The sequence below is a fragment of the Mycoplana ramosa genome (genome assembly GCF_041930185.1).
GTDB lineage: Bacteria > Pseudomonadota > Alphaproteobacteria > Rhizobiales > Rhizobiaceae > Mycoplana > Mycoplana ramosa.
On record NZ_JBHEEW010000017.1, the window covers coordinates 17,816 to 40,882 of the forward strand.

19 protein-coding genes are annotated in these 23,067 nt (G+C 64.4%); 13 read left to right on the plus strand and 6 right to left on the minus strand.

Translation table 11 applies throughout. The features are described 5' to 3' along the window. From JNC62_RS19100 to JNC62_RS19125, 6 genes are read left to right on the plus strand one after another with little or no spacing between them, the layout of a single operon-like run. Positions 1-1,551 (plus strand): type II and III secretion system protein family protein, encoded by a 1,551-nt coding sequence (locus JNC62_RS19100; protein ID WP_374840843.1) that lies wholly within the window; start codon positions 1-3, stop codon positions 1,549-1,551. A gap of 13 nt (positions 1,552-1,564) precedes the next feature. Continuing rightward, positions 1,565-2,263 carry a CpaD family pilus assembly protein gene (locus tag JNC62_RS19105; protein WP_374840845.1) on the plus strand — a complete coding sequence of 233 codons (699 nt, stop codon included), beginning with the start codon at positions 1,565-1,567 and terminating at the stop codon, positions 2,261-2,263. Between the two features lie 43 nt (positions 2,264-2,306). Next, positions 2,307-3,593: a CpaE/TadZ family protein gene (locus JNC62_RS19110; RefSeq protein WP_374840847.1), complete on the plus strand. Its 1,287-nt coding sequence runs from the start codon at positions 2,307-2,309 to the stop codon at positions 3,591-3,593. 36 nt (positions 3,594-3,629) lie between these two features. Continuing rightward, entirely contained in the window at positions 3,630-5,105 is a 1,476-nt protein-coding gene (locus tag JNC62_RS19115; RefSeq protein WP_374840848.1) for a TadA family conjugal transfer-associated ATPase, read from the plus strand. A gap of 11 nt (positions 5,106-5,116) precedes the next feature. After that, on the plus strand, positions 5,117-6,127 hold the full coding sequence (locus JNC62_RS19120) for a type II secretion system F family protein (protein ID WP_374840850.1): 1,011 nt from the start codon (positions 5,117-5,119) through the stop codon (positions 6,125-6,127). 14 nt (positions 6,128-6,141) lie between these two features. Beyond that, positions 6,142-7,122, plus strand: a complete 981-nt coding sequence (locus JNC62_RS19125; RefSeq protein ID WP_374840851.1) for a type II secretion system F family protein — start codon at positions 6,142-6,144, stop codon at positions 7,120-7,122. Between the two features lie 137 nt (positions 7,123-7,259). Here the strand turns inward: JNC62_RS19125 and JNC62_RS19130 are convergent, their stop codons facing one another. Further along, on the minus strand, positions 7,260-8,081 hold the full coding sequence (locus JNC62_RS19130) for a tetratricopeptide repeat protein (RefSeq protein WP_374840853.1): 822 nt from the start codon (positions 8,079-8,081) through the stop codon (positions 7,260-7,262). A 130-nt stretch (positions 8,082-8,211) separates the two neighbouring features. Here JNC62_RS19130 and JNC62_RS19135 point away from each other — a divergent pair, with 130 nt between their 5' ends. From JNC62_RS19135 to JNC62_RS19145, 3 genes are all read left to right on the plus strand, one after another. Then, a complete protein-coding gene (locus JNC62_RS19135) occupies positions 8,212-9,603 on the plus strand; it encodes a leucyl aminopeptidase family protein (protein WP_374840854.1) in 1,392 nt (463 codons plus the stop codon). 131 nt (positions 9,604-9,734) lie between these two features. Further along, positions 9,735-10,082 (plus strand): MarR family transcriptional regulator, encoded by a 348-nt coding sequence (locus tag JNC62_RS19140; RefSeq protein WP_374840856.1) that lies wholly within the window; start codon positions 9,735-9,737, stop codon positions 10,080-10,082. A 7-nt stretch (positions 10,083-10,089) separates the two neighbouring features. Next, on the plus strand, positions 10,090-10,944 hold the full coding sequence (locus JNC62_RS19145; protein ID WP_374840858.1) for a C40 family peptidase: 855 nt from the start codon (positions 10,090-10,092) through the stop codon (positions 10,942-10,944). A 12-nt stretch (positions 10,945-10,956) separates the two neighbouring features. On the opposite strand, the gene JNC62_RS19150 is transcribed toward JNC62_RS19145, so the two are convergent. The 5 genes from JNC62_RS19150 to JNC62_RS19170 form a co-directional block, all read right to left on the minus strand. Then, entirely contained in the window at positions 10,957-11,916 is a 960-nt protein-coding gene (locus JNC62_RS19150; RefSeq protein ID WP_374840860.1) for a 2-hydroxyacid dehydrogenase, read from the minus strand. Between the two features lie 31 nt (positions 11,917-11,947). Beyond that, the gene (locus tag JNC62_RS19155) at positions 11,948-13,588 is read right to left on the minus strand and encodes an ABC transporter ATP-binding protein (protein ID WP_374840862.1); all 1,641 of its coding nucleotides are present in this window, start codon (positions 13,586-13,588) and stop codon (positions 11,948-11,950) included. Positions 13,589-13,596: 8 nt separating this feature from the next. Then, complete coding sequence (locus JNC62_RS19160; RefSeq protein ID WP_374840864.1) at positions 13,597-14,742, minus strand: ABC transporter permease; 1,146 nt, start codon at positions 14,740-14,742, stop codon at positions 13,597-13,599. Next, positions 14,742-15,824, minus strand: a complete 1,083-nt coding sequence (locus JNC62_RS19165; RefSeq protein ID WP_374840866.1) for a microcin C ABC transporter permease YejB — start codon at positions 15,822-15,824, stop codon at positions 14,742-14,744. The genes JNC62_RS19160 and JNC62_RS19165 overlap by 1 nt, the downstream gene beginning before the upstream one ends. A 150-nt stretch (positions 15,825-15,974) precedes the next feature. Beyond that, on the minus strand, positions 15,975-17,825 hold the full coding sequence (locus tag JNC62_RS19170; RefSeq protein ID WP_374840867.1) for an extracellular solute-binding protein: 1,851 nt from the start codon (positions 17,823-17,825) through the stop codon (positions 15,975-15,977). Positions 17,826-18,008: 183 nt separating this feature from the next. Between JNC62_RS19170 and mepA the strand changes: the two genes are divergently transcribed. From mepA to dapB, 4 genes are all read left to right on the plus strand, one after another. After that, positions 18,009-19,061 carry a penicillin-insensitive murein endopeptidase gene (mepA, locus tag JNC62_RS19175; protein WP_374840869.1) on the plus strand — a complete coding sequence of 351 codons (1,053 nt, stop codon included), beginning with the start codon at positions 18,009-18,011 and terminating at the stop codon, positions 19,059-19,061. A gap of 229 nt (positions 19,062-19,290) precedes the next feature. After that, positions 19,291-20,316 carry a glucokinase gene (locus tag JNC62_RS19180; RefSeq protein ID WP_374840871.1) on the plus strand — a complete coding sequence of 342 codons (1,026 nt, stop codon included), beginning with the start codon at positions 19,291-19,293 and terminating at the stop codon, positions 20,314-20,316. Positions 20,317-20,433: 117 nt separating this feature from the next. Next, complete coding sequence (locus JNC62_RS19185) at positions 20,434-22,242, plus strand: ABC transporter ATP-binding protein (protein WP_374840873.1); 1,809 nt, start codon at positions 20,434-20,436, stop codon at positions 22,240-22,242. Then, entirely contained in the window at positions 22,239-23,057 is an 819-nt protein-coding gene (gene dapB, locus JNC62_RS19190; protein ID WP_374840875.1) for a 4-hydroxy-tetrahydrodipicolinate reductase, read from the plus strand. Before JNC62_RS19185 ends, dapB begins: the two co-directional genes overlap by 4 nt. Positions 23,058-23,067: the final 10 nt, after the last annotated feature.

Sequence of the window (23,067 nt, forward strand, 5' to 3'; positions counted from 1 at the left end):
GTGCGTGGATTCGGAAAGAGATTTCGAGCTTCTGTCGCCGGCGGGATGACCTTCTGCCTCGCCTTTTCCGGCATGCCGGCGGCGGTGGTGACGGGCGGCAGCGCGGTCGACCTGGCGCAGGCGGCTTCGACCTCGCTCGTGCGCATCACCAATGCCGGTCCGGGCGCGCGCAAATCGCTGAAGCTCGGACTCAACAAGGCAATCGTCGTCGACTTGCCGACCGATGCCCACGACATCCTCGTCGCCGACCCGATGAAGGCCGACGCCGTCACCCGGACGTCGCGGCGCATCTATATCTTCGGCAAGGAGGTCGGCCAGACGAACGTCTTCATCTTCGGACCGAACGGCGAAGAGATCGTCAGCCTCGAGCTCGCCGTCGAGCGCGACATCGCCGGGCTCCAGGAGCACCTGCGCCGGTTCATCCCCGACTCCGACATCTCCGTCGAAATCATCTCCGACAACATCGTGCTCACCGGCACCGTGCGCACGCCGCAGGATGCGCTGCAGGCCGCCCGGCTCGCCGACATCTTCCTCACCGGCGGTGAAGCGACGACGCGAACCGTAACCGCGCAGGGCAACAACGGCGACGCGGCGATCTTCGGCGAAGACCGGCAACGCTCGCAGGTCGTCAACATGCTCAAGATCGACGGCGAGGACCAGGTCACCCTCAAGATCACGGTCGCCGAGGTCAGCCGCCAGGTGCTGAAGCAACTGGGCTTCAACGGTTCGGTCCTGGGCAACGACGGCGGCATTTCCTTCCGCAACCCCACCAATCTCGGCGGATCGGTCGACTGGGCCACCAATGCGGCCCTTACGGGAACGGTCGGCGGCACGGCGATTGCCAGCTATCTCAACGCCATGGAACAGGCGGGCGTGATGCGCACGCTCGCCGAGCCCAGCCTTACGGCCATTTCCGGCGAGGCGGCGAACTTCTATGTCGGCGGCGAGTTCCGCATGCTCAGCGAGCAGGGAATCAAGACGAACAAAGACACCATGGAAACCGAAGTCAGCCGCGATTACGATACCGTGGAATACGGCATCCGGTTGAACTTCAAGCCGGTCGTGCTGTCGGCCGGCCGCATCAGCCTGCGGGTCGATACCGAGGTGTCGGAGCCGACCCTCGAGGGCTCGGCCTCGCTGATCGGCCAGAAGGGAATTCCCGGTGCGACCGCGCTCAGCATCCGTCGCCGCCAGGCTTCCACCAGCGTCGAACTGCCCTCCGGCGGCTCGATCGTGATCGCCGGCCTCGTCAAGGACGACATCCGCCAGGCGATGTCCGGCTTCCCGGGTCTCTCCAAGATCCCGATCTTCGGCACCCTCTTCCGCTCCAAGGACTTCGTGCGCAACGAGACCGAAATGGTGATCATCGCAACACCCTATCTCGTTCGCCCCGTCGCACGCAGCGTGCTGAACCGGCCGGACGACAACTTCAACCCGACGAACGACGCCGCGAGCTTCTTCCTCGGCCGGGTCAACCAGATCTACGGCCGCAAGGAGGCCGGGATGCCGGTCGGAAACTATGCCGGCGCCGTCGGCTTCATCTACAAGTGATCGGGGAACGGACATGACCGCACGCATTCGCTCCAAGGGTCCGCTCGAAAGGCTCCGCCCAATGTCGCCCAACCGCGCCGTTCCGGCGGTCCTCGTTCTGTCGGCCGTGCTGCTTGCAGGCTGCGCCAACCGCGACGTGACGACGACCGCTTCGATCCCCGACGACTATCGCACCCGGCACCCGATCGTGCTGACGGAAGCCGAGCACACGCTGGATGTCCCCGTCGCTTCGGGCGATCGGTCGCTGACCCTCTCCATGCGCGACAATATCCGCGGCTTTGCCCAGGACTATGCGTCGAAGTCCAACGGGACCGTGCAGATCATGGTGCCGCACGGATCATTGAACGCCGGCGCCGCAGCCGTCCTGCGCAAGGACATCCGCGCGACCCTCGTCGCGGAGGGCGTGCCGAGCAAGCGCATCATCCAGACCAGCTATGGGGCCGCAGGCCAAGGCGACGCCGCCCCGATCCGGCTCGCCTTCGTCTCGACCACAGCCAAGACGAACCCCTGCGGCCAATGGCCCGAAGATCTGACGCTGAACACCATGGAAAACCGGCAGTACTACAATTTCGGCTGCGCAACCCAGGCCAATCTCGCCGCACAGATTGCCAACCCGATGGATCTCGTCGGGCCGCGCGGCATGACGCCGATCGACGCCGAGCGCCGCGCGACTGCAATCCAGGATTACCGCGAGGACGGTGCGAGATTCTAACGGACGCCAGAGCGGCCCGACGGTCAAGGATGGGACTTGAGAGATGACGAGTATCGAATACGGCTTTGAGCGCCAACCCGCCGACGTCTTTCTCGAGGACGGCGGGCACACCGGCCAACTCGATCATCTGCGGCCGCTGCCGCGCATTTCCATCCATGCGTTCTGCGAGAGCGAAGGCATGCTGCAGACGATGGAGCGCTGCGCCAGCGACCGCCGGATGGCCAAGGTGAGCCTTCGCATCAACAGCGGCAGTATCCCGGCGGCCGCCAACATGTTCGCCTCCGCGCCGACCCCGAACCTCATCATCATCGAAACGTCGACCGAACCGTCCGCCCTGATGACCGAACTCGCGCCGCTGGCCGAAGTTTGCGACCCGAGCACGAAGGTGGTGATCGTCGGCCATCACAACGACATCGCGCTCTACCGCGAGCTGATCCGCAATGGCGTATCGGAGTATCTGGTCACGCCGGTCTCCATGGCCGATATCCTCAACGCCATCGCCGCGATCTTCATCGATCCCGAAGCCGAGCCGCTCGGCCGCACGATCGCCTTCATCGGCGCCAAGGGCGGGGTCGGATCGTCGACGATCGCGCACAACTGCGCCTGGGGCATCTCCAGCCTGTTTTCGACGGAGGTGGTGCTGGCCGACCTGGACCTGCCCTTTGGCACGGCCAACATCAATTTCGATCAGGATCCGGCCCAGGGCATGGCCGAAGCCGTCTACACGCCCGAACGGCTGGACGAGGTCTTCCTCGATCGATTGCTGTCGAAGTGCTCCGAGCACCTGTCCCTGCTCGCGGCCCCCTCGACGCTCGACCGCGCCTACGATCTCGAACGCGGTTCGTTCCAGCCGATGCTCGAAGTTCTCCAGCGAAGCGCGCCGGTGAACGTGCTTGACGTGCCGCATGCATGGTCGGAGTGGACCCGCACACTTCTCGGCGAGGTCGACGAGGTGATCGTGACCGCCGTGCCTGACCTCGCCAACCTGCGCAACGCCAAGAACATGTTCGACGCCCTGAAGAAGCTGCGGCCGAACGATCGCTCGCCTCACCTCATACTCAACCAGGTGGGCATGCCGAAGCGGCCGGAGATTGCCCCCGGCGACTTCTGCGATCCGCTGGAGGTCCAGCCGATCGCGATCATCCCCTTCGACGCCCAGCTGTTTGGCACAGCCGCCAACAGTGGCCGCATGATCGCCGAAATGGACAAGAAGTCCCCGGCGGCGGAAACCTTCTCGCAGATTGCGCACATCGTGACCGGACGGGCGACGGTGAAGAAGCCCAAGAAGGGCGGGCTCGGCAAGGTGCTGGGCATGCTCGGCCGCAAATGACGCCCTGCCAGGGTCTTGAGAACTGGATGAAGCAGTATGTTCGGTAGACGCGGAAACGAAGGCTTTGGAAAGAGTGGTGGCCCAAGCGGCCATCCGCCGCAGGCCGCGCTGGCGCCTGCCCCTCTGGAGCGCGCGCCAGCAACGGCCGTGGTTGAACCCGTTCGGGAAACGGCGGCCCCGGCCCCTCCGCTCCATCAGCCCTCACCGATCGGCCGCAAGCGCACACAGCGAACGGAAGACTATTACGACACCAAATCGCAGGTCTTCTCCGCCCTGATCGACACGATTGACCTGTCGCAACTCGCCAAGCTCGACACGGAGAGCGCGCGCGAGGAGATTCGCGACATCGTCAACGACATCATCACGATCAAGAACTTCGCGATGTCGATTTCCGAGCAGGAGGAACTGCTCGACGACATCTGCAACGACGTGCTCGGCTACGGCCCGCTGGAGCCGCTGCTGGCGCGCGACGACATCGCCGACATCATGGTCAACGGCGCCGGCAAGACCTACATCGAAGTCGCCGGCAAGGTGCAGGAATCGGAAATCCGCTTCCGCGACAACGCCCAGTTGCTCTCGATCTGCCAGCGCATCGTCAGCCAGGTCGGCCGCCGCGTCGACGAATCGAGCCCGATCTGCGACGCGCGCCTGCCCGACGGCTCGCGCGTCAACGTCATCGCCCCCCCGCTTGCCATCGACGGCACCGCGCTCACCATCCGCAAGTTCAAGAAGGACAAGCTGACGCTCGACCAGCTGGTGCGCTTCGGCTCGATCACACCGGAAGGGGCGACGATCCTGCAGATCATCGGCCGCGTGCGCTGCAATCTCGTCATCTCCGGCGGTACCGGCTCGGGCAAGACGACCCTGCTCAACTGCATGACGCGCTACATCGATGCCGACGAGCGGATCATCACCTGTGAAGACTCCGCCGAACTGCAATTGCAGCAGCCGCACGTGGTTCGCCTCGAAACCCGCCCGCCAAACATCGAGGGCGAGGGCGAGATCACCATGCGCGACCTGATCAAGAACTGCCTGCGCATGCGGCCCGAGCGCATCATCGTCGGCGAAGTGCGCGGCCCCGAGGTGTTCGACCTGCTGCAGGCCATGAACACCGGCCACGACGGATCGATGGGCACGATCCACGCCAACTCGCCCCGCGAATGCCTGAGCCGCATGGAATCGATGATCGCCATGGGCGGCTACACGTTGCCTGCCAAGACCGTCCGCGAGATCATTGCCGGCTCGATCGACGTCATCATCCAGGCATCACGTCTGCGCGATGGTTCCCGTCGCATCACCCACATCACCGAAGTGGTCGGCATGGAGGGTGACGTGATCGTCACCCAGGACCTGATGCGCTTCGAGATCGAGGGCGAGGACGCCAACGGCCGCATCATCGGCCGTCATGTCGGCACCGGTATCGGCAAGCCGCATTTCTGGGATCGTGCGCGCTATTTCAACGAGGAACGGCGTCTGGCGGCAACGCTCGACATGATGGAAAAACCGGAATAGCCGAGGCTAAGATGTTCGGACTGGATATCACCATCGTCGCGATCATCGCCCTGGCCGCCCTGGCGGCCGGCGCCCTCGGATACGGGCTGCTGTTTTCGCGCATCGAAACCGAAAAGAAGTCGGAAAGCCGCGTCAACCGGGTGAAGGCGGCCGAAACCGACCAGAACAAGGTCAAGGCCGCTCGCGAGCGCATGCAGGAGATGACGAAGCGCCGCAAGTCGGTGCAGGATTCGCTGAAGGAACTCGAAAAGAAGCAGCAGGAACGGCACAAGAAGGCCTCGCCCAATCTCAAGGCAAAAATTTCGCAGGCGGGGCTCTCCGTGACACCGGTGCGGTTCACCCTCATGGGCGCGGCTTTCGGCCTCTTCATGATGCTCGCGTCGCTCGTGGCCGGAGCGCCGCTGCTGATCGCCGCCGGCGTCTTTGTCATCGCCGGCCTGGGCTTTCCGCGCTGGGCGCTGAACTTCATGGTGAAGCGGCGCATGAACAAGTTCCTCGAGGAGTTTCCCAATTCGCTTGACGTCATGGTGCGTTCGATCAAGTCCGGCCTGCCGCTCACCGATGCCCTGCGCCTGATCGCGGCCGAAGGACAGGACCCGGTCAAGTCGGAGTTCCGCCGCGTCGTCGAATCACAGCAGATGGGCCTGAGCGTTCCGGAAGCCTGCCAGCGCATGTACAATTACATCCCGCTGCAAGAGGTCAACTTCTTCTCCATCGTGATCGCCATCCAGAGCCAGGCTGGCGGCAATCTCTCGGAAGCTCTCGGCAATCTCTCCCGCGTGCTGCGCGAGCGGCGCAAGATGAAAGCCAAGATCAGCGCAATGTCGATGGAGGCGAAGGCGTCCGCGGCAATCATCGGCGCGCTGCCGCTGATCGTCATGCTGCTCGTCTACTTGACGTCGCCCGCCTACATGATGGTCCTCTTCACCGATCCGCGCGGCCACTTCATCCTCGGCGCCTCGGCGGTCTGGATGTCGATCGGTGTTCTGGTGATGCGCAACATGATCAACTTCGACATCTGAGAGGGAACGACGCAATGTCGGAACTGGCCAGCACGCTTACGAACCCCGACATCCTGCTGCCCGCTTTCGTCGCGATCGCAGTGCTGGCGACCTTCTACACGCTCGCAGCCCCCTATTTCGAAGGCGGCGATCTCGACAAGCGGATGAAGACGGTCGCGCTCGAGCGCGACCAGATCCGGGCGCGCGAGCGCGCACGGCTGAACGCAGAAATGCAGGGAAAGGGCTCGCTGCGGGCCCGCAACAACACCTCCGTGCGCCAGATCGTCGACAGACTGAACCTGCGGGAAGCCCTGGTGGACGCGGGCACGATGAACAAGCTGCGTCAGGCAGGCTACCGGTCGCAGAACGCGCTCAACATCTTCCTCTTCGCGCGCTTCGTCCTGCCGTTCGTGTTCTTCGCCGCCGGTGCCTTCTACATCTTCTATCTCGGTTATCTCGGCGACAAGCCGATGGCGATCCGCGTGCTCGCGGCGATCGGCATCGCCTATCTCGGCTTCTACGCGCCGAACATCTACATCTCCAACCGCATCTCCAAGCGGCAGCTGTCGATCAAGCGCGCCTGGCCGGATGCGCTCGACCTGCTGTTGATCTGCGTCGAGTCGGGAATTTCTATGGAGGTGGCGCTGCGCCGCGTGGCCGATGAAATCGCTGTCGCCTCATCCGAACTGGCGGAGGAACTGGTGCTGACGACGGCGGAGCTATCCTTCCTGCAGGATCGCCGGGTGGCCTACGAAAACCTCGGCACCCGCACCGGTCTCGACATCGTCAAGGCGGTCATGCAGGCGCTGATCCAGGCCGAGCGCTACGGCACGCCAATCGCCCAGGCGCTGCGCGTGCTGGCGCAGGAAAGCCGGGATACGCGCATGAACGAGGCCGAGAAGAAGGCGGCCGCGCTGCCGCCCAAGCTGACGGTGCCGATGATTCTGTTTTTCCTGCCGGTGCTGATCGCCGTGATCCTCGGCCCCGCCGGCATCCAGGTGTCCGACACCTTCTGATCTCACCGCCGTCCACGGTGGAGACTTGCGAAACGCTGCGAATGCGGCGTCGGCGCCGTTCCGGCGGCGGACGCAACGTCACGCGCCCTTTGTTCGGAAGTGGGTCGGCCCGAGTGGTGGTGCTGATGGGGCAGGCGTCAGTTCGTGTTGCCCTGCTCGTCCTTGGAGAGCTGTTTCCAGGCGTTCTGCTGCGAGAGCATTCCGCGCAGATAGGCGACGTTCGCTTCGGCCTGCTCGGCGCTGAGCTCCTGCCGGGCGATTTGCTCCGCCTCGGCGAAGCGGCCCTGCAGGCCGATGGTGAGAGCCAGGTTCTGCCTCACGCTGGAATCGGCGCCCGGCTGCTGCGCGGCCGAGCGTAGATAGGTCTCGGCGGTGCGAAGATCGCGCGCGAGCACGTAGGACATGCCGAGATTGGAAAGAACGGACGGCTCGTTCGGCTGCAGGTCGAGTGCCTCGCGGTAACGGGCACGGGCATCGGACGGACGCCCCAGTTGATCGAGGATCGCGCCTTCCGCCGATTTCAGGCGCCAATCCGGGCGGTCGGGGGTCTGCGCCCGCTGAATGGTGCCCAATGCTTGCTCGAGCCGGCCAGCCGCAGCCTGCGACTTTCCGTAGGCGGCGAGGACTTCGCGATCGGTCGGATGGAAGATCGCGACCTGCTGCATGACGGCCAGCGCCTGATCGTTGCGGCCGGTCATGCGCAGCAGGTTCGCGTAATTCAGGCCGGCCTGGCGGTCCTTCGGGTTTTTCTCGTAGGCCTTACCGACACTTTCCGCCGCGCGGCTGAGCTCGGTCGCGTTCATTTCGGTTACGGGCTTGGAGAGCTTGGGAATGGATCCCGTCTTCAGGTCGTCGCGCCCGCCGCCGGCGCAGCCTGCAAGCGTCGCCGTCAAGAGTGCAGTCGCGGCCAGCAGAAGCAATTTTCGGCAAGATGAATTTGCGTGCGCGGAGCAGAGCATGAATTTTCCCCAGTGCATCACTTGCGACGTATGAGGGACTCACGCCGCAATCCTCACGCCAGCAATAATCTGTTAACCCTAACAGACCGTTAATTCGCCGATTCCCGGACAGCACAGCAAAGGCTCTGCAATGGCCCCCTACCAGTTCATCGATCGCCCGTCCCCGTTCAACACGCGTGGCGGAAGGACGCTCCCGATCTTCGCAATCACCCCTGCGCATATCGAAACGGGCACGATCGAACCGATCGCGCTGGACTGGGCGAAGAAGGCGGGGTTCAAGGCCGAGCCTGGCTCGCTGCTGCTGATCCCGACCGATGACGGCCACCTCGGTGGCGCCCTTTTCGGCCTCGGAAAATCACCATCGGAGGCACCGTTCCTCGCCGGCAAGCTTGCGCGCACGTTGCCGGCCGGCGACTGGCACATCGAAACCGCGCCGCTGACGGCAAACCGGCTCTCGCTCGGCTACGGGCTTGGCAGCTACCGCTTCGAGCGCTACCGGGCCGCGACGAACGATGCGCCCACGCTTCTTATCCCGGCAGACGCGGATGCCGCCGACATCAAGCGCCAGCTCGCCGGGGTGTTCCTCGCTCGCGACCTGATCAACATGCCGACCAACGACATGGGGCCGGATGCGCTGGAGGACGCCTTCCGCGCGCTCGGGGCGCACTACAAGGCCAAGGTCACGGTGATCCAGGGCGACGACCTGCTGAAGGAGAACTTTCCGCTGATCCACACCGTCGGCCGCGCCGCCGCCGAGGCACCGCGGCTTCTGGAGATGCGCTGGGGCAAGAAGGGCCACGCCAAGGTGACGCTCGTCGGCAAGGGCGTGTGCTTCGACACCGGTGGGCTCGACATCAAACCGTCCGCCTCGATGCTGCTGATGAAGAAGGACATGGGCGGGGCGGCCAACGTCATGGGTCTGGCGCTGATGATCATGGACGCCAAGCTCAAGATCGACCTTCGTGTCCTTGTGCCGGTCGTGGAGAATTCGATTTCCTCCAACGCCTTCCGGCCGGGCGACATCTACCGCAGCCGCAAGGGCCTGACGGTGCAGATCGACAACACCGACGCGGAGGGCCGGCTGATCCTGGCCGATGCGCTGGCCCTCGCCGACGAAGACGAGCCCGATCTTCTGATCGACATGGCGACGCTGACCGGCGCCGCGCGTGTCGCGCTCGGCCCCGACCTTCCGCCGTTCTTCACCGACGACGAGGACCTGGCGGACGACCTGCGCGAGGCGAGCCTGTCCGTCGACGATCCGCTGTGGCGCATGCCGCTCTATATGGGCTACGACAAGGACATCTCCGCTCGCATCGCCGACCTGACCAACGCGCCGGCTGGCGGCATGGCCGGATCCATCACCGCCGCCCTGTTCCTGAAGCGCTTCGTCACGCGGACCAAGAGCTGGGCGCATTTCGACATCTATGGCTGGGCGCCGAGCGAACGGCCGCATTCGCCGGTCGGCGGCGAGGCCCAGGGGATACGGGCGCTTTATCATTACATAAAGTCGGTAGCCGGATAATCAATGCAGCCGTGGCCGCGCGGAAAACCGACGTTTGGCGCCGCGGGCGATACCAGCTCCCGACCCTTTCCTTCGCCGCATCGATACGATAGCGTAACGAAATTGCCCTATCTTGCTCGTCGGAGATTGTCGTGCTGGAACTGACGGCCTCGCAGGCGCTCGGCCTCTGGCATAGCGTGTCGTTGCAACAGGTACGGCTTGACGGAAGGGACCTGAGCCTGCGCCAGCTTGCGATCCTGCTCGAGATCTACCTCGTGCCGCCGCCCCATACGGTGCGCGGACTTGCCGCCAGGCTCGGCGTGACGAAACCGGTGATCACGCGCGCGCTCGACACGATGGGCGAGCTCGGGCTGGTGACCAGGGAGCGCGACGAGCGCGACCGCCGTAATGTTGTCATCAAGCGCACCATCAATGGCGCGCTCTATTTGGAAAAGCTCGGCGACCTGATCATCGCTCAGGGTCGGGCGCTGACACCGTGAGACCGCCATGAATGCTCTGCCCGACCGCCGCCTGAACGCCTATCGCCCCGATCTTGCCGAAGATGCGCTGCGCGAAACCGTCGACGCCCCTCGCTATACCGCCGGCACGCCGGCACGGGTCTCCGCGTCCGTAATCGGCCTTCGTCCCCGGCCCGACCTGACGGCCGGCATCGACACGGAGCTCCTGTTTGGAGAAACCGTCAAGGTCCTCGATCGCGCCGATGGCTGGGCCTGGATCAAGGCAGACTTCGACGGCTATGTCGGCTACCTGCCGGGAACGGCGCTTTCGGAGAACGGCAAGCCCGCAACCCACGTCGTCGCCGTCCCGCGCACCTTTGCCTATACCGGCGCGGACCTGCGTACGCCGCCGGCCTTCCCCCTGTCGCTCGGCAGCCGGATATCGGTCGTCGGGGAAAGCGAAACCCGGGGCACGCGCTATTTCACGCTGGAAGGGGGGCAGTCGGTCGTCGCGAACCATTGCGCTCCGGCAGAACGGCCGATTGCGGACGACTACGTGTCGGTCGCTCTGCGCTTTCTGGAAACGCCCTATCTGTGGGGCGGCCGCAGCGGGTTCGGCATCGACTGCTCCGGCCTCGTCCAGCTTGCCATGATGATGACCGGCCAAAAGGCCCCCCGCGATTCCGACATGCAGGCAAACGGCCTCGGCACCCCGATCGACCGCAGCGACCTGCGGCGTGGCGATCTCGTGTTCTGGAAGGGCCACGTTGCGATCATGGAAGATCCGGAAACGATCGTCCATGCCAACGGCCACACGATGAGCGTCGCGCGCGAGGGCCTTGAGGCTGCGATCGAGCGGATCGGCTGGCTCTACGAACGGCCGACCGGTTATCGTCGGCCGTGAGGCCAAGCGGGGTCAATAGCCGGCTTGGCGATCGACGACATGCTGCAGCGGCTGGCCGCTTTCCAGCCGCGATATCTGCTGCTCGACATGGGCAAACAGCGCCCTGACGTCCGAGGCTGCGGCCGCGTGCGGGGTCATGAACACCTTTTCATGTGTCCAAAGCCGGCTTTCGAGCGGCAGCGGCTCCTGCTCGAACACGTCGAGCGAGGCACCCGCGAGCGTGCCATCGTCGAGTGCTGCAAGGATGTCCGCCTCGACCTGGCTGCCGCCGCGGCCGGCATTGACGAAGATGGGGCCGCCCAGCGCACCCTTGCGGCGAAGTTTGGAAAAGAGAGCGGCGTTGAAGAGGCCACGCGTGTCCGCCGTCAACGGCAAGAGGCCGACGAGGATATCCGTCCGCGCCAGGAAGGCGTCCAGCCCGGCGGCATCGAAGGTTTCGATGCCGTCGATCTGCTTCATGCGGCGCGACCAGCCAACGACCTCAAAGCCCATGACGCGCAGCTTCGCCGCGGCATCGGATCCGAGCACGCCGAGCCCCATGATTCCGACCGTGACCTCCTTCGCCTCGGGCTGGGCTAGCTCGCGCCAGATGCGCTTGGCGTTCAGCGCCTCGTAGGCCTTGAACTGGCGCAGATGCAGCAGGCACTGCAGCACGACCCACTCGCTCATGCGCGTCGTCAGTGTCGGGTCGACGAAACGCACGACCGGCACCTCCGGCAGGCCAGGCAAGGTCATGACATGGTCCACCCCAGCCCCGCCCGAGAAGACCGCCTTGAGATCGTTTGCCCGTGAAAACAGGTCGGCGGAAGGCTTCCAGACCACCGCATAATCGATGCCCGACAGGTCGCGGGCCTTGTTCGCCGGATGGGCGAGATCGATCACCTCGCGGTCGGCGAAGGCTCCTTTCAGCGCGGTGGCAACCTCCTGGCGATCGAACTTCAAATCGATGATGACGGGGCTTTTGTTCTGCACGTTCAAACCTGCTGTATGTTCGGGAAATCGGCTACTGACGGATGACGTCTGATTTTACGGCCGCCAAGTCGAAGGCGGCGGCCATCAGGGCTTTGGTATAGGGCATCTCCGGCGCTTCGATGATCCGCGCCGCCGGTCCTTTCTCCACCACCTTGCCTGCCCGCATGACGATGATGTCGTTGGCGAGCGCGCGCACGACCTTCAGGTCGTGACTGATGAACAGGTAGGCGAGATTGTGCTTGGCCTGCAGGTCGCGCAGGAGATCGACGACTTGCGCCTGCACGCTCATGTCGAGCGCCGAGGTCGGCTCGTCCAGCATCACGAACTGCGGTTTCAGCACCATGGCGCGGGCAATGGCGATGCGCTGGCGCTGGCCGCCGGAGAACTCGTGCGGATAGCGCCAGCGGGTCGACGGATCGAGCCCCGTCTCCTCCAGCGCCGACGCGACCCGGCGGTCGCGCTGCTCGGCGGAGAGTTTCGGTTCGTGGATCTCCAGCCCCTCCGCGACGATGTCGGCCACCGACATGCGTGGCGACAGCGAGCCGTAGGGGTCCTGGAAGACGATCTGCATGCGGTTCCGGAGCGGCCGCATCTCCTTGAACGAGTAGCTGGCGATCTCCTTGCCGACGAAGGCGATCCTGCCCTGCGATGCAATCATCCGCGTCAACGCCAGGCCGAGCGTCGTCTTGCCGGAACCGGATTCGCCGACGACGCCGAGGGTGTGGCCCGCCTTCAGCGTCAGGTCGATGCCGTCGACCGCCTTTACATGGTCCACCACCTTGCGCATGAACCCGGCCTTGATCGGGAACCAGACCTTGACGTCGTCGGCCGCCATGATCACCGGTTTGGTCTCGTCCGGCGGCAGCGGCGCTCCCCGTGGCTCGGAGGCCAGCAGGTGGCGGGTGTAATCGTGCTGCGGGTTGGTGAAGATCTTCTCGACCGGACCGCTTTCGACGATCTTTCCGCCCGTCATCACGCAGACGCGGTCGGCGAACTTGCGCACGATGCCCAAGTCGTGAGTGATGAACAGCATCGACATGCCGTGCTCGTCCTTGAGCTTCTTCAGGAGCTCGAGGATCTGCGCCTGGACGGTGACATCCAGCGCCGTCGTCGGCTCGTCGGCGATCAGAAGCTCCGGCCGGTTCGCCAAAGCCATGGCGATCATGACGCGCTGGCGCTGGCCGCCCGACAGCTCGTGCGGGTAGGCGTCAAGCCGCTTCTCCGGCTCGCGGATGCCGACCTGGTTCAGGAGTTCGAGCGTGCGCGCCCGGGCCTGTGCACCCTTCATGGCCTGGTGCAATTCGAGGATCTCGCCGATCTGACGCTCGATCGAATGGAGCGGATTGAGCGAGGTCATCGGCTCCTGGAAGATCATCGTGATGTCGTTGCCGCGCACCGCGCGCAGCTCCGCATCCGAGGCGTACATCAGGTCGCGGCCCTTGAAGATGACGGCGCCGGATGGGTGGCTCGCCGCCGGATAAGGCAGGAGTTTCAGGATCGAATTCGCCGTCACCGACTTTCCCGAGCCGGATTCGCCGACAAGAGCAACCACCTCGCCGCGCGCGATCTCGAAGGAAACGCGATCGACGGCAACCGAGGTCTTGCCGCCCTGGTGGAAGGCGACCGAAAGGTCTTTGACGCTGAGGATCGGACCGGAATTCTGATCGTTCATGGCGGCGCTCAACGGAAGGTCTTCCTCGGGTCGAAGGCGTCACGGGTCGCTTCGCCGACGAAGATCAGCAGCGACAGCATCAGCGACATGATGGCAAAGGCGGTCAGACCCAGCCAGGGCGCCTGCAGGTTCTGTTTGCCCTGGGCGATCAGTTCGCCAAGCGAGGGCGATCCTGGCGGCATGCCGAAGCCGAGGAAATCGAGCGAGGTGAGCGTCGTGATCGATCCGGACAGGATGAAAGGCAGGAATGTCAGCGTCGCCACCATCGCGTTCGGCAACAGATGCCGCACCATGATCGTGGCGTTGCCGACGCCGAGCGCGCGCGCAGCATTCACATATTCGAAATTGCGCGCCCGCAGAAACTCGGCGCGGACGACGCCGACGAAGCCGACCCAGGAGAAGAGCAGCATTATCGACAGGAGAATCCAGAAGCCGGGCGGCAGGATCGCCGAGATGATCAAGAGAATGTAGAGCACCGGCATCGACGACCAGATCTCGATGAAGCGCTGCATCAAAAGATCGGTCCAGCCGCCGAAATAGCCCTGTACGGCACCGGCGGAGACGCCGACGATCGCCGACGCGATCGTCAGCGCCAGGCCGAACAGCACCGAGATACGGAAGCCGTAGATCGTGCGCGCCAGCACGTCGCGCGCCTGGTCGTCGGTGCCGAGCCAGTTCAGGTTGCCGACGATGCAGCCCGGGTCATCGGCCCCCAGCGGATAGCCGGAGCAGCGCTCCTCCTGACCCATCAGCCAGAAGGGTTTCGTCGGCGCCGAATGGGGGATGTTGGAGTTGGGGCTGCGATAGGAATAGCGGATCGGCGGCCAGATCATCCAGCCGTTCGCCTCGATCTCGTCACGGATGAAATCCGACTTGTAGTCGGTCTCGGCCAGGAAGCCGCCGAACTTTTCCTCCGGATAGTTCACCAGAACGGGAAAGAGGATTTCGCCCTTGTAGGAGGCGACGACCGGCCGGTCGTTGGCGATGAACTCGGCACAGAGGCTGAGGCCGAAGAGAACGAGAAAGATCCAGAGCGACCAGTAGCCGCGGCGGTTGGCCTTGAAGTTCTCCCAACGGCGACGGTTGGTCGGCGACAGCAACCCCTTCGGCGGCGCGCTGGTCGGCATCGAGCGGGTATCGGGCAGGACGGCCATCAGACGTCCCTCCGCTCGAAGTCGATGCGCGGATCGACCCAGGTGTAGATCAGGTCGGAGAGCAGGCTGACGAACAGGCCCATCAGCGAGAATATGTAGAGCGTGGCAAAGACGATCGGGTAGTCGCGCCGGACGACGGCGTCATAACCGAGGCGGCCGAGGCCATCGAGCGAGAAGATGTACTCGATCAGCAGCGAGCCGGTGAAGAAGGCCGAGATGAAGGCGCCGGGAAAGCCGGCGATGATGATCAGCATGGCGTTGCGGAACACGTGGCCATAGAGAACCTGGCGCTCCGTCAGGCCCTTCGCGCGGGCGGTGACGACGTACTGCTTCTTGATCTCGTCGATGAAGGAATTCTTCGTCAAAAGCGTCGTCGTGGCGAAGGCGGAGAGCAGCAGCGTGATGATCGGCAGCGTCATGTGCCACAGATAATCGAGCGGCTTCTGCCACCACGGCAACTGCCAGAAATCGTCCGAGACGATGCCGCGCAGCGGGAACCAGTCGAAGAAGGAGCCGCCGGCGAAGACGACAATCAGGAGAATGCCGAACAGGAAGCTCGGCACGGCATAGCCGACGACGATGACGCCCGAGGTCCACACATCGAAGCTCGAGCCGTCGGAAACGGCCTTCCTGATGCCGAGCGGAATCGAGATCGCATACGACAGGATCAGGATCCAGATGCCGAGCGAGATCGAGACGGGCATCTTCTCCTTGATCAGGTCGACGACGGCGGTGTTGCGGAAGAAGCTCTCGCCGAAGTCGAAGCGCAGATAGTTGCCCATCATCGTCAGGAAGCGCTCGAGCGGCGGCTTGTCGAAGCCGAACTGCTTTTCCAGCTTGGCGATGAATTCCGGATCGAGGCCGCGCGCGCCGCGGTAGCCGGACGACGTGTCCTGGGAGAAGTCCTGCAGCATGTCGCCGGAGCCGGACAGCCGGTCGCCGCCGCTCTGGCTGGTCAGGTCGGAAATCACCTGCTCGACCGGGCCGCCCGGTGCGAACTGCACGACGATGAAGGAGATCGCCATGATGCCGACGATCGTCGGAATCATCAAAAGCAGCCGGCGAAGGATGTAGGCGCCCATCAGCCGGGCCTCCGCTCTAACGCGGGTGCCATGCCGCCGTCTGTCGCCCTGTCAGCTTTCAATCCGCCAGTTCCTGATGCGTTGTACCGCCAAAAGCGGTGATTCGTGTCTCCCGCAATTTGGGGCGTGGCTCCGCTCCAAAGCAAGCTCTCATTCCGGCTTCACCTCGGTCGACCACCAGACGTCGGGAAACCCGAGGCCATAGGTCGGCAGTTCGGCGGGGTGAGTGATCCGGTCCCAATAGGCGATCGGTGCCGCCATGCGGTAGTACATCGGCAGGACGTAGTGATGGGCGAGCAGCACGCGATCCATCGCCCGCGTCGCCGCCACGAGCTCTTCCCGGTCCTTGGCGAAGATGACGCGGTCGATCAGCGCGTCGATCGCCGGATCGGCGATGCCCGCATAATTCCGCGAGCCCTCGCGCGAAGCCGACGACGAGCCCCAATAGTCACCCTGCTCGTTGCCTGGATGCAGCGTCTGCGCCCAGACGTACCAGGTCATGTCGTAGTCGAAGGACCGCAGGCGGTTCGTATACTGCGCCGGATCGACGGTGCGCACGCGCGCCTCGATGCCGATGCGCTTGAGATTGTTCGCATACGGGACGGCGACGCGTTCCAGCGTCGGGCTCGACAGCAGGATCTCGAAGGAAAGCGGCTCGCCGGTGTCGGCTTTGACCATCCGGTTGCCCTTCAGCACATAGCCCGCGTCCTTCAGCAGCGCGACCGCCTTGCGCAGGTTCTCGCGCGCCTTGCCGGGATCGCCACCCACCGGGTTCTCATAGGGTTCGGTAAAGACGCTCGGCGGCACCTTGTCCTTCAGTTCGTTGAGGATTTCCAGCTCCTTGCCCTCGGGCAGACCCGAGGAAGCGAGTTCGGTTCCGAAGAAGTAGCTGTTGACCCGCTTGTACTGGCCGTAAAAGACCGTCTTGTTCAGGTCCTCGAAATCGAACGCATAGTTCAGCGCCTCGCGAACGCGTTGGTCCTGAAACATCTCCTTGCGCATGTTCGGGACCATGGCCTGCATGATGCCGGTGGCGCGGTAGGGATTGGGGATTTCCTCGCGCTTCACCCGGCCGTCCTTGACGGCGGGAAAATCATAGCCGGTTGCCCAGCGGCTCGCCTGGTTCTCGAACCAGTAGTCGACATTGCCGGCGCGGAAGGCCTCGAACTCGACGTTGCGGTCGCCGAAGAAGGAATACTCGATCCGGCCGAAATTGTTCTGGCCGACATTGACGTTCAGGTCCTTGCCCCAATAGTCGTCCCGCAATTCGTATCGGATCGCCGAGCCCGGCGAGAAGGAGGCGATCCTGTAGGGACCGGAGCCCATCACCGGCTCGAGCGTCGTCTTTGAGATGTCGCGCTGCTTGCCGGAGGCGTCCTTGCCCTCCCACCAGTGCTTCGGCACGATCGGGAACTGGCCGAGGATCTGCGGCAGTTCGCTGTTGTTCTTCTCGTCGAAATGGAAGGTGACGTCGCGCTCGCCTGTCTTTTCGGCCGACGTGACGTGCTTGTAGTAGTTGGTGAAGAGCGGATTGTGCTCGACGACCTTCTCAAACGAGAAGACCACGTCTTCGGGGGTCACCGGCTGGCCATCTGCCCATTTCGCCTCGGCGCGCAGGCGGAAGGTCGCAGACGAAATGTCGTCCGGATAGGACACGCCTTCGGCAAGCAGGCCGTAGGAGGTGGTTACCTCGTCCTCGGAGGACTTCATCAGCGTGTCGAAGACAAGGCCGATGCCGACGGCCGCCTCACCCTTGGCCAGCAGCGGATTGAAGGTATCGAAGGTGCCGTCGTTCGAGAGCTTCAGTGTTCCGCCCTTCGGCGCGTTCGGGTTGACGTAGGCGAAATGGGCAAAGCCGGGCTGATATTTCAGCTCGCCGACCGTCGAAATTCCATGGCGCCATTGCGGGGCTGCATCCTCGGCCCGTGCAGGGGCAAGCAGGCATGCGGCGGCTACCGCAACGATCAAGCCTGAGAAAAACCAGCGCGGTCCCTGTCGCATGCCAAGCCCCTTTTTGTCTGTTGCCTATGCCCCTTGCCGGAAAGATTAGTCAAATTCCGGGCACGCCGCCATCAAAGCGGCAATTTTTTGCGGCCACCTGCCAAACTCAAAAATCCATTCATGCGAAAGCGCCCTGTGCTATTTCGCAAAGAACGATCGTCACGACCGATTCTGGACCATCAAATGTTGCCCATGCTCAAGCCGCTCCTCTTCCGTGCCGGTCTCAGCGCAATCCTGCTTTCGGCGATTGCCGCGCCGCTCCATGCCGAGGACCGGCCGGCCAAGGAACTGTTCGGGGCCAAGCGCCTGCCGGCCAAGATGGAAACGGCATCCTACGGCTCCTACGCCAAGGGCTGCATTGCCGGAGCCGTGGCGATCCCGGCGGACGGGCCCGGCTGGCAGGCGATGCGGCTGTCGCGCAACCGGCGCTGGGGCCATCCCGAGATGATCGCGCTCCTTGAAAAGTTCTCGCAGGACGCGCAGCAACTCGGCTGGCCCGGACTGCTGCTGGGCGACATCTCGCAGCCGCGCGGCGGACCGATGCTGTCGGGCCATGCCTCGCATCAGATCGGCCTCGATGCCGACATCTGGTTCACGCCGATGCCCGACCGGCGGCTTACTCTGCAGGAGCGCGACGACCTGCCCTTCACCTCGATGCTCGACAACAGCAAGTTCCTGACGGTCGATTCGCGCCGCTGGACTTCCACACACGCCCGGCTCGTCATGAAGGCGGCGAGCTATCCGCAGGTCGAGCGCGTCTTCGTCAATCCGGCGATCAAGAAGAAGCTCTGCGATACCTGGCAGGGAGACCGCTCGCTGCTCGGCAAGGTGCGACCGGTCTACGGCCATGACGCGCATTTCCACATTCGCATCAAGTGCCCTGAGGGTGCTGCCGGCTGCAAGCCGCAGGCGGCGGTTCCGGCCGGCGACGGCTGCGACAAGTCGCTTGCCTGGTGGTTCACCGACGAGCCGTGGGCCAAGCCGAAGCCGAAAAAGGACCAGAAGCCGGTCAAGCCGCGCGTCACGACATTGTCCGACCTTCCGAAGGCCTGTGCCGTCGTTTTGGCCGGGGCAGCGCCTGCGTCGGAGCAGGAAGTTACCTATGGCGGCGGAACTGCCCTGGCCTTCAACGAGCCGCAGGCACCCGACGACAGCATTGCCGCCGTGATCGCCGCCGACGCGGCCGAGCCTGCCGGCCTCATCCCCGTGCCCCTGCCGCGGCCATCGCTGCAATAGGGCCCACGCCAGCCCCGTCAGCAACGGGGTTCTCAAGGGTCAAACGGTCCGGTATAAAGTCGTCAAATCGATTTAAATACCGGTGCCGCCCGAGCCAGTCCGCCCATGTCCCATGGCATTGGAACCGTGCTCCGGCCGCGTTGCTGGTTTGGGCACCTGACAATGGCGGCGCAAGCTTGTGCACCCAATAGATATTCGAGACGAAACTGCAAGCGAGGCGCGAGATCCCATGGCAAAGTCGAACGATGGCGAGATCGCCCTCCCCTTTCCGATCCTGATCGGCGACATCGGCGGCACCAATGCGCGATTCGCGCTGCTGATCGATGCCTTTGCCGCGCCGCGGGAGTTCCCGACCATCCAGACCGCGCAGTTCGACACGATCGACGACGCCCTGCAGCGCTGCATCCTGGATACGACCTCGATCCAGCCGCGCTCGGCGATCCTTGCGCTTGCCGGTCCGATCCAGGGCGACGAGGTGCCGCTGACCAATTGCGACTGGGTCGTCCGCCCGCGCGAGATGATTGCCAATCTGGGCTTCGAGGACGTGCTGCTTGTCAACGATTTCGAGGCGCAGGCGCTGGCGGTCGCCTCACTGTCCGAGAGCGATCGGGAACAGATCGGAGGCGGAGCGGAAACCTATGCCGCCTCGCGCGCCGTCCTCGGACCGGGGACGGGCCTTGGCGTCGCCGGTCTTGTGCACGCCCAGCGCACATGGATTCCCGTTCCCGGCGAGGGCGGGCACATCGACATTGGGCCACGCACGGAGCGTGATTACCAGATCTGGCCGTTTCTCGAGCCGATCGAAGGTCGCATGTCTGCCGAACAACTGCTCTGCGGTCGCGGAATCTTGAACATCTATCATGCGGTCAGTGCAGCCGACGGGCGGGAGACACCGCTCGAGACGCCCGCCGCCGTCACCTCGGCGGCCCTTGCGGCAAGCGACGACGCGGCGGTCGAAACCGTGTCGCTCTTTTCCACCTACCTCGGGCGCGTCGCGGGAGACATGGCGATGATCTTCATGGCCCGGGGCGGCGTCTATCTCGCGGGCGGCATCCCGCAGAAGATTCTGCCGGCGCTGCGCCGGCCGGAATTTCGTGCCGCCTTTGAGGACAAGGCCCCCCACAACGAATTGCTCCGCTCGATTCCGACCTATGTCGTCACGCATCCGCTGGCGGCGCTTGCCGGCCTTGCGGCGTTCGCACGCATGCCCGATCGCTTCGGCGTCGCCACCGAAGGGCGGCGCTGGCAAAAATAGACCGGCTGCTTCCCGTCTAGCCAAGCCAGACTCGCCAAACGGGCCGCGACGCACTATAGAGCGCGCGAACGCCCTCGTGTCGGCAGGCACCGGGTAAGCTGCAGGAAAGTTGGTTTATTGAGCGACAAGAGCCGCACCGATCGTCACCTCACTGCCGAAACGATCACGAGCGTCCTGAAGCGCGTCATCGCCGAGAACGGGCGTGACCACATTCGCGGCTATCTGTTCGCGATCTTTTGTCTCGCCGTCGTCGCCGGATCGACCGCATTCACGGCCTGGATCATGGAGGCGGTCGTCAACGAGGCGTTCGCCAACCGGCGCGCGGATCTTGTCGCCTGGATCTGCGGCGCCATCCTGCTTGCCTTCATCCTGCGTGGCTTTGCTACCTACGGGCAGGCTGTCGCGCTCTCCAAGATCGGCAACAGCATTGTCGCACGCTACCAGCGGAGGCTCTATTCGCACCTGATGACGTTGAGCGTCGGCTTCTTCAGCGAGGCCCGTTCCGCCCGCCTTGCCGCGCAGATCAACCAGAACATCAACGGCATTCGCGACGTCCTCAACATGACCGTGACGTCGATCGCCCGCGACCTCCTGACCCTGATCGCGCTGATCGGGGTGATGATCTCGAAGGACCCACTTCTGACGGGGATCGTCTTCCTCGTCGCGCCGCCGCTGCTGCTGGGCCTGCGCTACATTTCCAAGCGGTTGAAGTTCGCGACGCGCGAGGCGGTGCTGATCAACAGCCACGTCCTCGGCGCCATACAGGAAACGATCCAGGGCATCACCATCGTCAAGGCCTTCACGATGGAGGAGCAGTTGCGGGCGAAGGTCGAGGGCATCATCGACCAGGCGGAGAAGCGGTCCAACCGAATTGCCCGCCTCTCCGAACGCACGGCTCCGATGACGGAAACCTTCGCCGGCGTCGCGATTGCCAGCGTGCTCGGCTACTCCGCCTATCAGGCCATCTACGGCGGCGTCCTGCCGGGCGCCATGTTCGCCTTCATTGCCGCGCTTCTGATGGCCTACGACCCGGCGCGCCGCCTTGCCCGCCTGCAGATTTCGTTGGAGCGCGCCGTCGTCAATGCGCGCATGATCTACGAAATCCTCGATATCGAGCCGCACCAGCGCGACCGTCCGGGCGCCGGACCGCTTCAGATCAGCAAGGCGCAGATCGAGTTCAGGACGGTGTCGTTCTCCTACGCCAGCAGCAAGCCGATCCTGAAGGACGTCAGCTTTGTCGCAGAAGGCGGCAAGACCACCGCTCTCGTCGGCCCGTCCGGCGCCGGAAAGTCGACAGTCATCAGCCTTATCCCGCGCTTCTACGATCCGGCGCAAGGACAGGTCCTGATCGACGGGCAGGACATTGCCCACGTCGAGAAACAATCGCTGCGAAACAACGTCGCCTATGTCTCGCAGCAGCCGTACCTGTTTGAAGGCACGATACGGGACAACATCCGCTACGGCCGCGCAGACGCCACCGATGCCGAGATCGAGGAGGCGGCGCGGCTCGCCTATGCCCACGATTTCATCCTCGAGCAGCCGCAAGGCTATGATACGCCCGTGGGTGAAAACGGCGCCACCCTCTCCGGCGGGCAGCGTCAACGGCTTTCGATCGCCCGCGCACTGGTGCGCAACGCGCCGATCCTGCTTCTGGACGAGGCGACCTCGGCACTCGACACGGAATCCGAACAGGCCGTGCAGAAGGCGCTCGAGCATGCCATGAGCGGGCGCACCGTCGTCGTCATCGCCCATCGCCTGTCGACGATCGTCAACGCGGACAAGATCGTCGTCATGCAGGACGGGACCGTCGTCGAGGAGGGCTCGCATGACGCGCTTGCCGCGCGTATCGACGGCCTCTACGCTCGGCTCCACAATCTGCAGGCACCGGGTGGGGCTCTGGAACCCGAAAGGAAAGCGGGCGAATGACGGCAGGGGACATGAAGCTGGTCGTGGTCGGGGCAGGCGGACGGATGGGCCAGACGCTCATCCGCGCCATCCATGCGATGGACGGGGCGGCGCTTTTTGCAGCGGTCGAGCGCCCCGGCTCGCCCTTCGTCGGCAAGGATGCCGGCGAACTTGCCGGCCTTGGCCCGATCGGCGTAACAGTGACCGACCGGCCGCTCGAGGCCTTCGTCGAGGCCGAAGGCGTGCTCGACTTCACCGCGCCCGCCGCAACCATCGAATTTGCCGGCCTCGCGGCCCAGGCCCGCATCGTCCACGTGATCGGCACCACCGGGTGTTCAGCGGACGATGACGCAAAGATCGCCGCTGCGGCCCGCCACGCCCGCATCGTCAAGTCCGGCAACATGAGCCTCGGCGTCAATCTGCTCGGCGTGCTCGCCGAACGGGCCGCGCGCGCTCTGGATGCCGCCGACTGGGACATCGAGATTGTCGAGATGCACCACCGCCACAAGGTCGATGCCCCGTCGGGAACCGCGCTTCTGCTGGGCGAAGCAGCCGCCCGCGGGCGCGGGATCACGCTGGCCGAGAACGCGGTGCGCGTTCGGGACGGCCACACCGGGCCACGCGTCGCCGGAACGATCGGCTTTGCCACCCTGCGCGGCGGTTCGGTCGTCGGCGAGCATTCGGTGATGCTTGCCGGCGAGGGTGAACTGGTGACCCTGTCGCACAGCGCCGCCGATCGGTCGATCTTCGCTCGCGGTGCGGTGAAGGCCGCACTCTGGGCGCGCAACAGGAAGCCTGGCCTCTATTCCATGCTCGACGTGCTCGGGCTCAACTGACATCCCAACT

Coding starts and splice junctions, on each gene's coding strand:
- JNC62_RS19160 (WP_374840864.1), bottom strand. CDS start 14,742: ATGGCCGTCCTGCCCGATACCCGCTCGATGCCGACCAGCGCGCCGCCG.
- JNC62_RS19165 (WP_374840866.1), bottom strand. CDS start 15,824: ATGGGCGCCTACATCCTTCGCCGGCTGCTTTTGATGATTCCGACGATC.
- JNC62_RS19125 (WP_374840851.1), top strand. CDS start 6,142: ATGTCGGAACTGGCCAGCACGCTTACGAACCCCGACATCCTGCTGCCC.
- JNC62_RS19170 (WP_374840867.1), bottom strand. CDS start 17,825: ATGCGACAGGGACCGCGCTGGTTTTTCTCAGGCTTGATCGTTGCGGTA.
- JNC62_RS19145 (WP_374840858.1), top strand. CDS start 10,090: ATGAATGCTCTGCCCGACCGCCGCCTGAACGCCTATCGCCCCGATCTT.
- JNC62_RS19110 (WP_374840847.1), top strand. CDS start 2,307: ATGACGAGTATCGAATACGGCTTTGAGCGCCAACCCGCCGACGTCTTT.
- dapB (WP_374840875.1), top strand. CDS start 22,239: ATGACGGCAGGGGACATGAAGCTGGTCGTGGTCGGGGCAGGCGGACGG.
- JNC62_RS19180 (WP_374840871.1), top strand. CDS start 19,291: ATGGCAAAGTCGAACGATGGCGAGATCGCCCTCCCCTTTCCGATCCTG.
- JNC62_RS19105 (WP_374840845.1), top strand. CDS start 1,565: ATGACCGCACGCATTCGCTCCAAGGGTCCGCTCGAAAGGCTCCGCCCA.
- JNC62_RS19115 (WP_374840848.1), top strand. CDS start 3,630: ATGTTCGGTAGACGCGGAAACGAAGGCTTTGGAAAGAGTGGTGGCCCA.
- JNC62_RS19155 (WP_374840862.1), bottom strand. CDS start 13,588: ATGAACGATCAGAATTCCGGTCCGATCCTCAGCGTCAAAGACCTTTCG.
- JNC62_RS19120 (WP_374840850.1), top strand. CDS start 5,117: ATGTTCGGACTGGATATCACCATCGTCGCGATCATCGCCCTGGCCGCC.
- JNC62_RS19135 (WP_374840854.1), top strand. CDS start 8,212: ATGGCCCCCTACCAGTTCATCGATCGCCCGTCCCCGTTCAACACGCGT.
- JNC62_RS19130 (WP_374840853.1), bottom strand. CDS start 8,081: ATGCTCTGCTCCGCGCACGCAAATTCATCTTGCCGAAAATTGCTTCTG.
- mepA (WP_374840869.1), top strand. CDS start 18,009: ATGTTGCCCATGCTCAAGCCGCTCCTCTTCCGTGCCGGTCTCAGCGCA.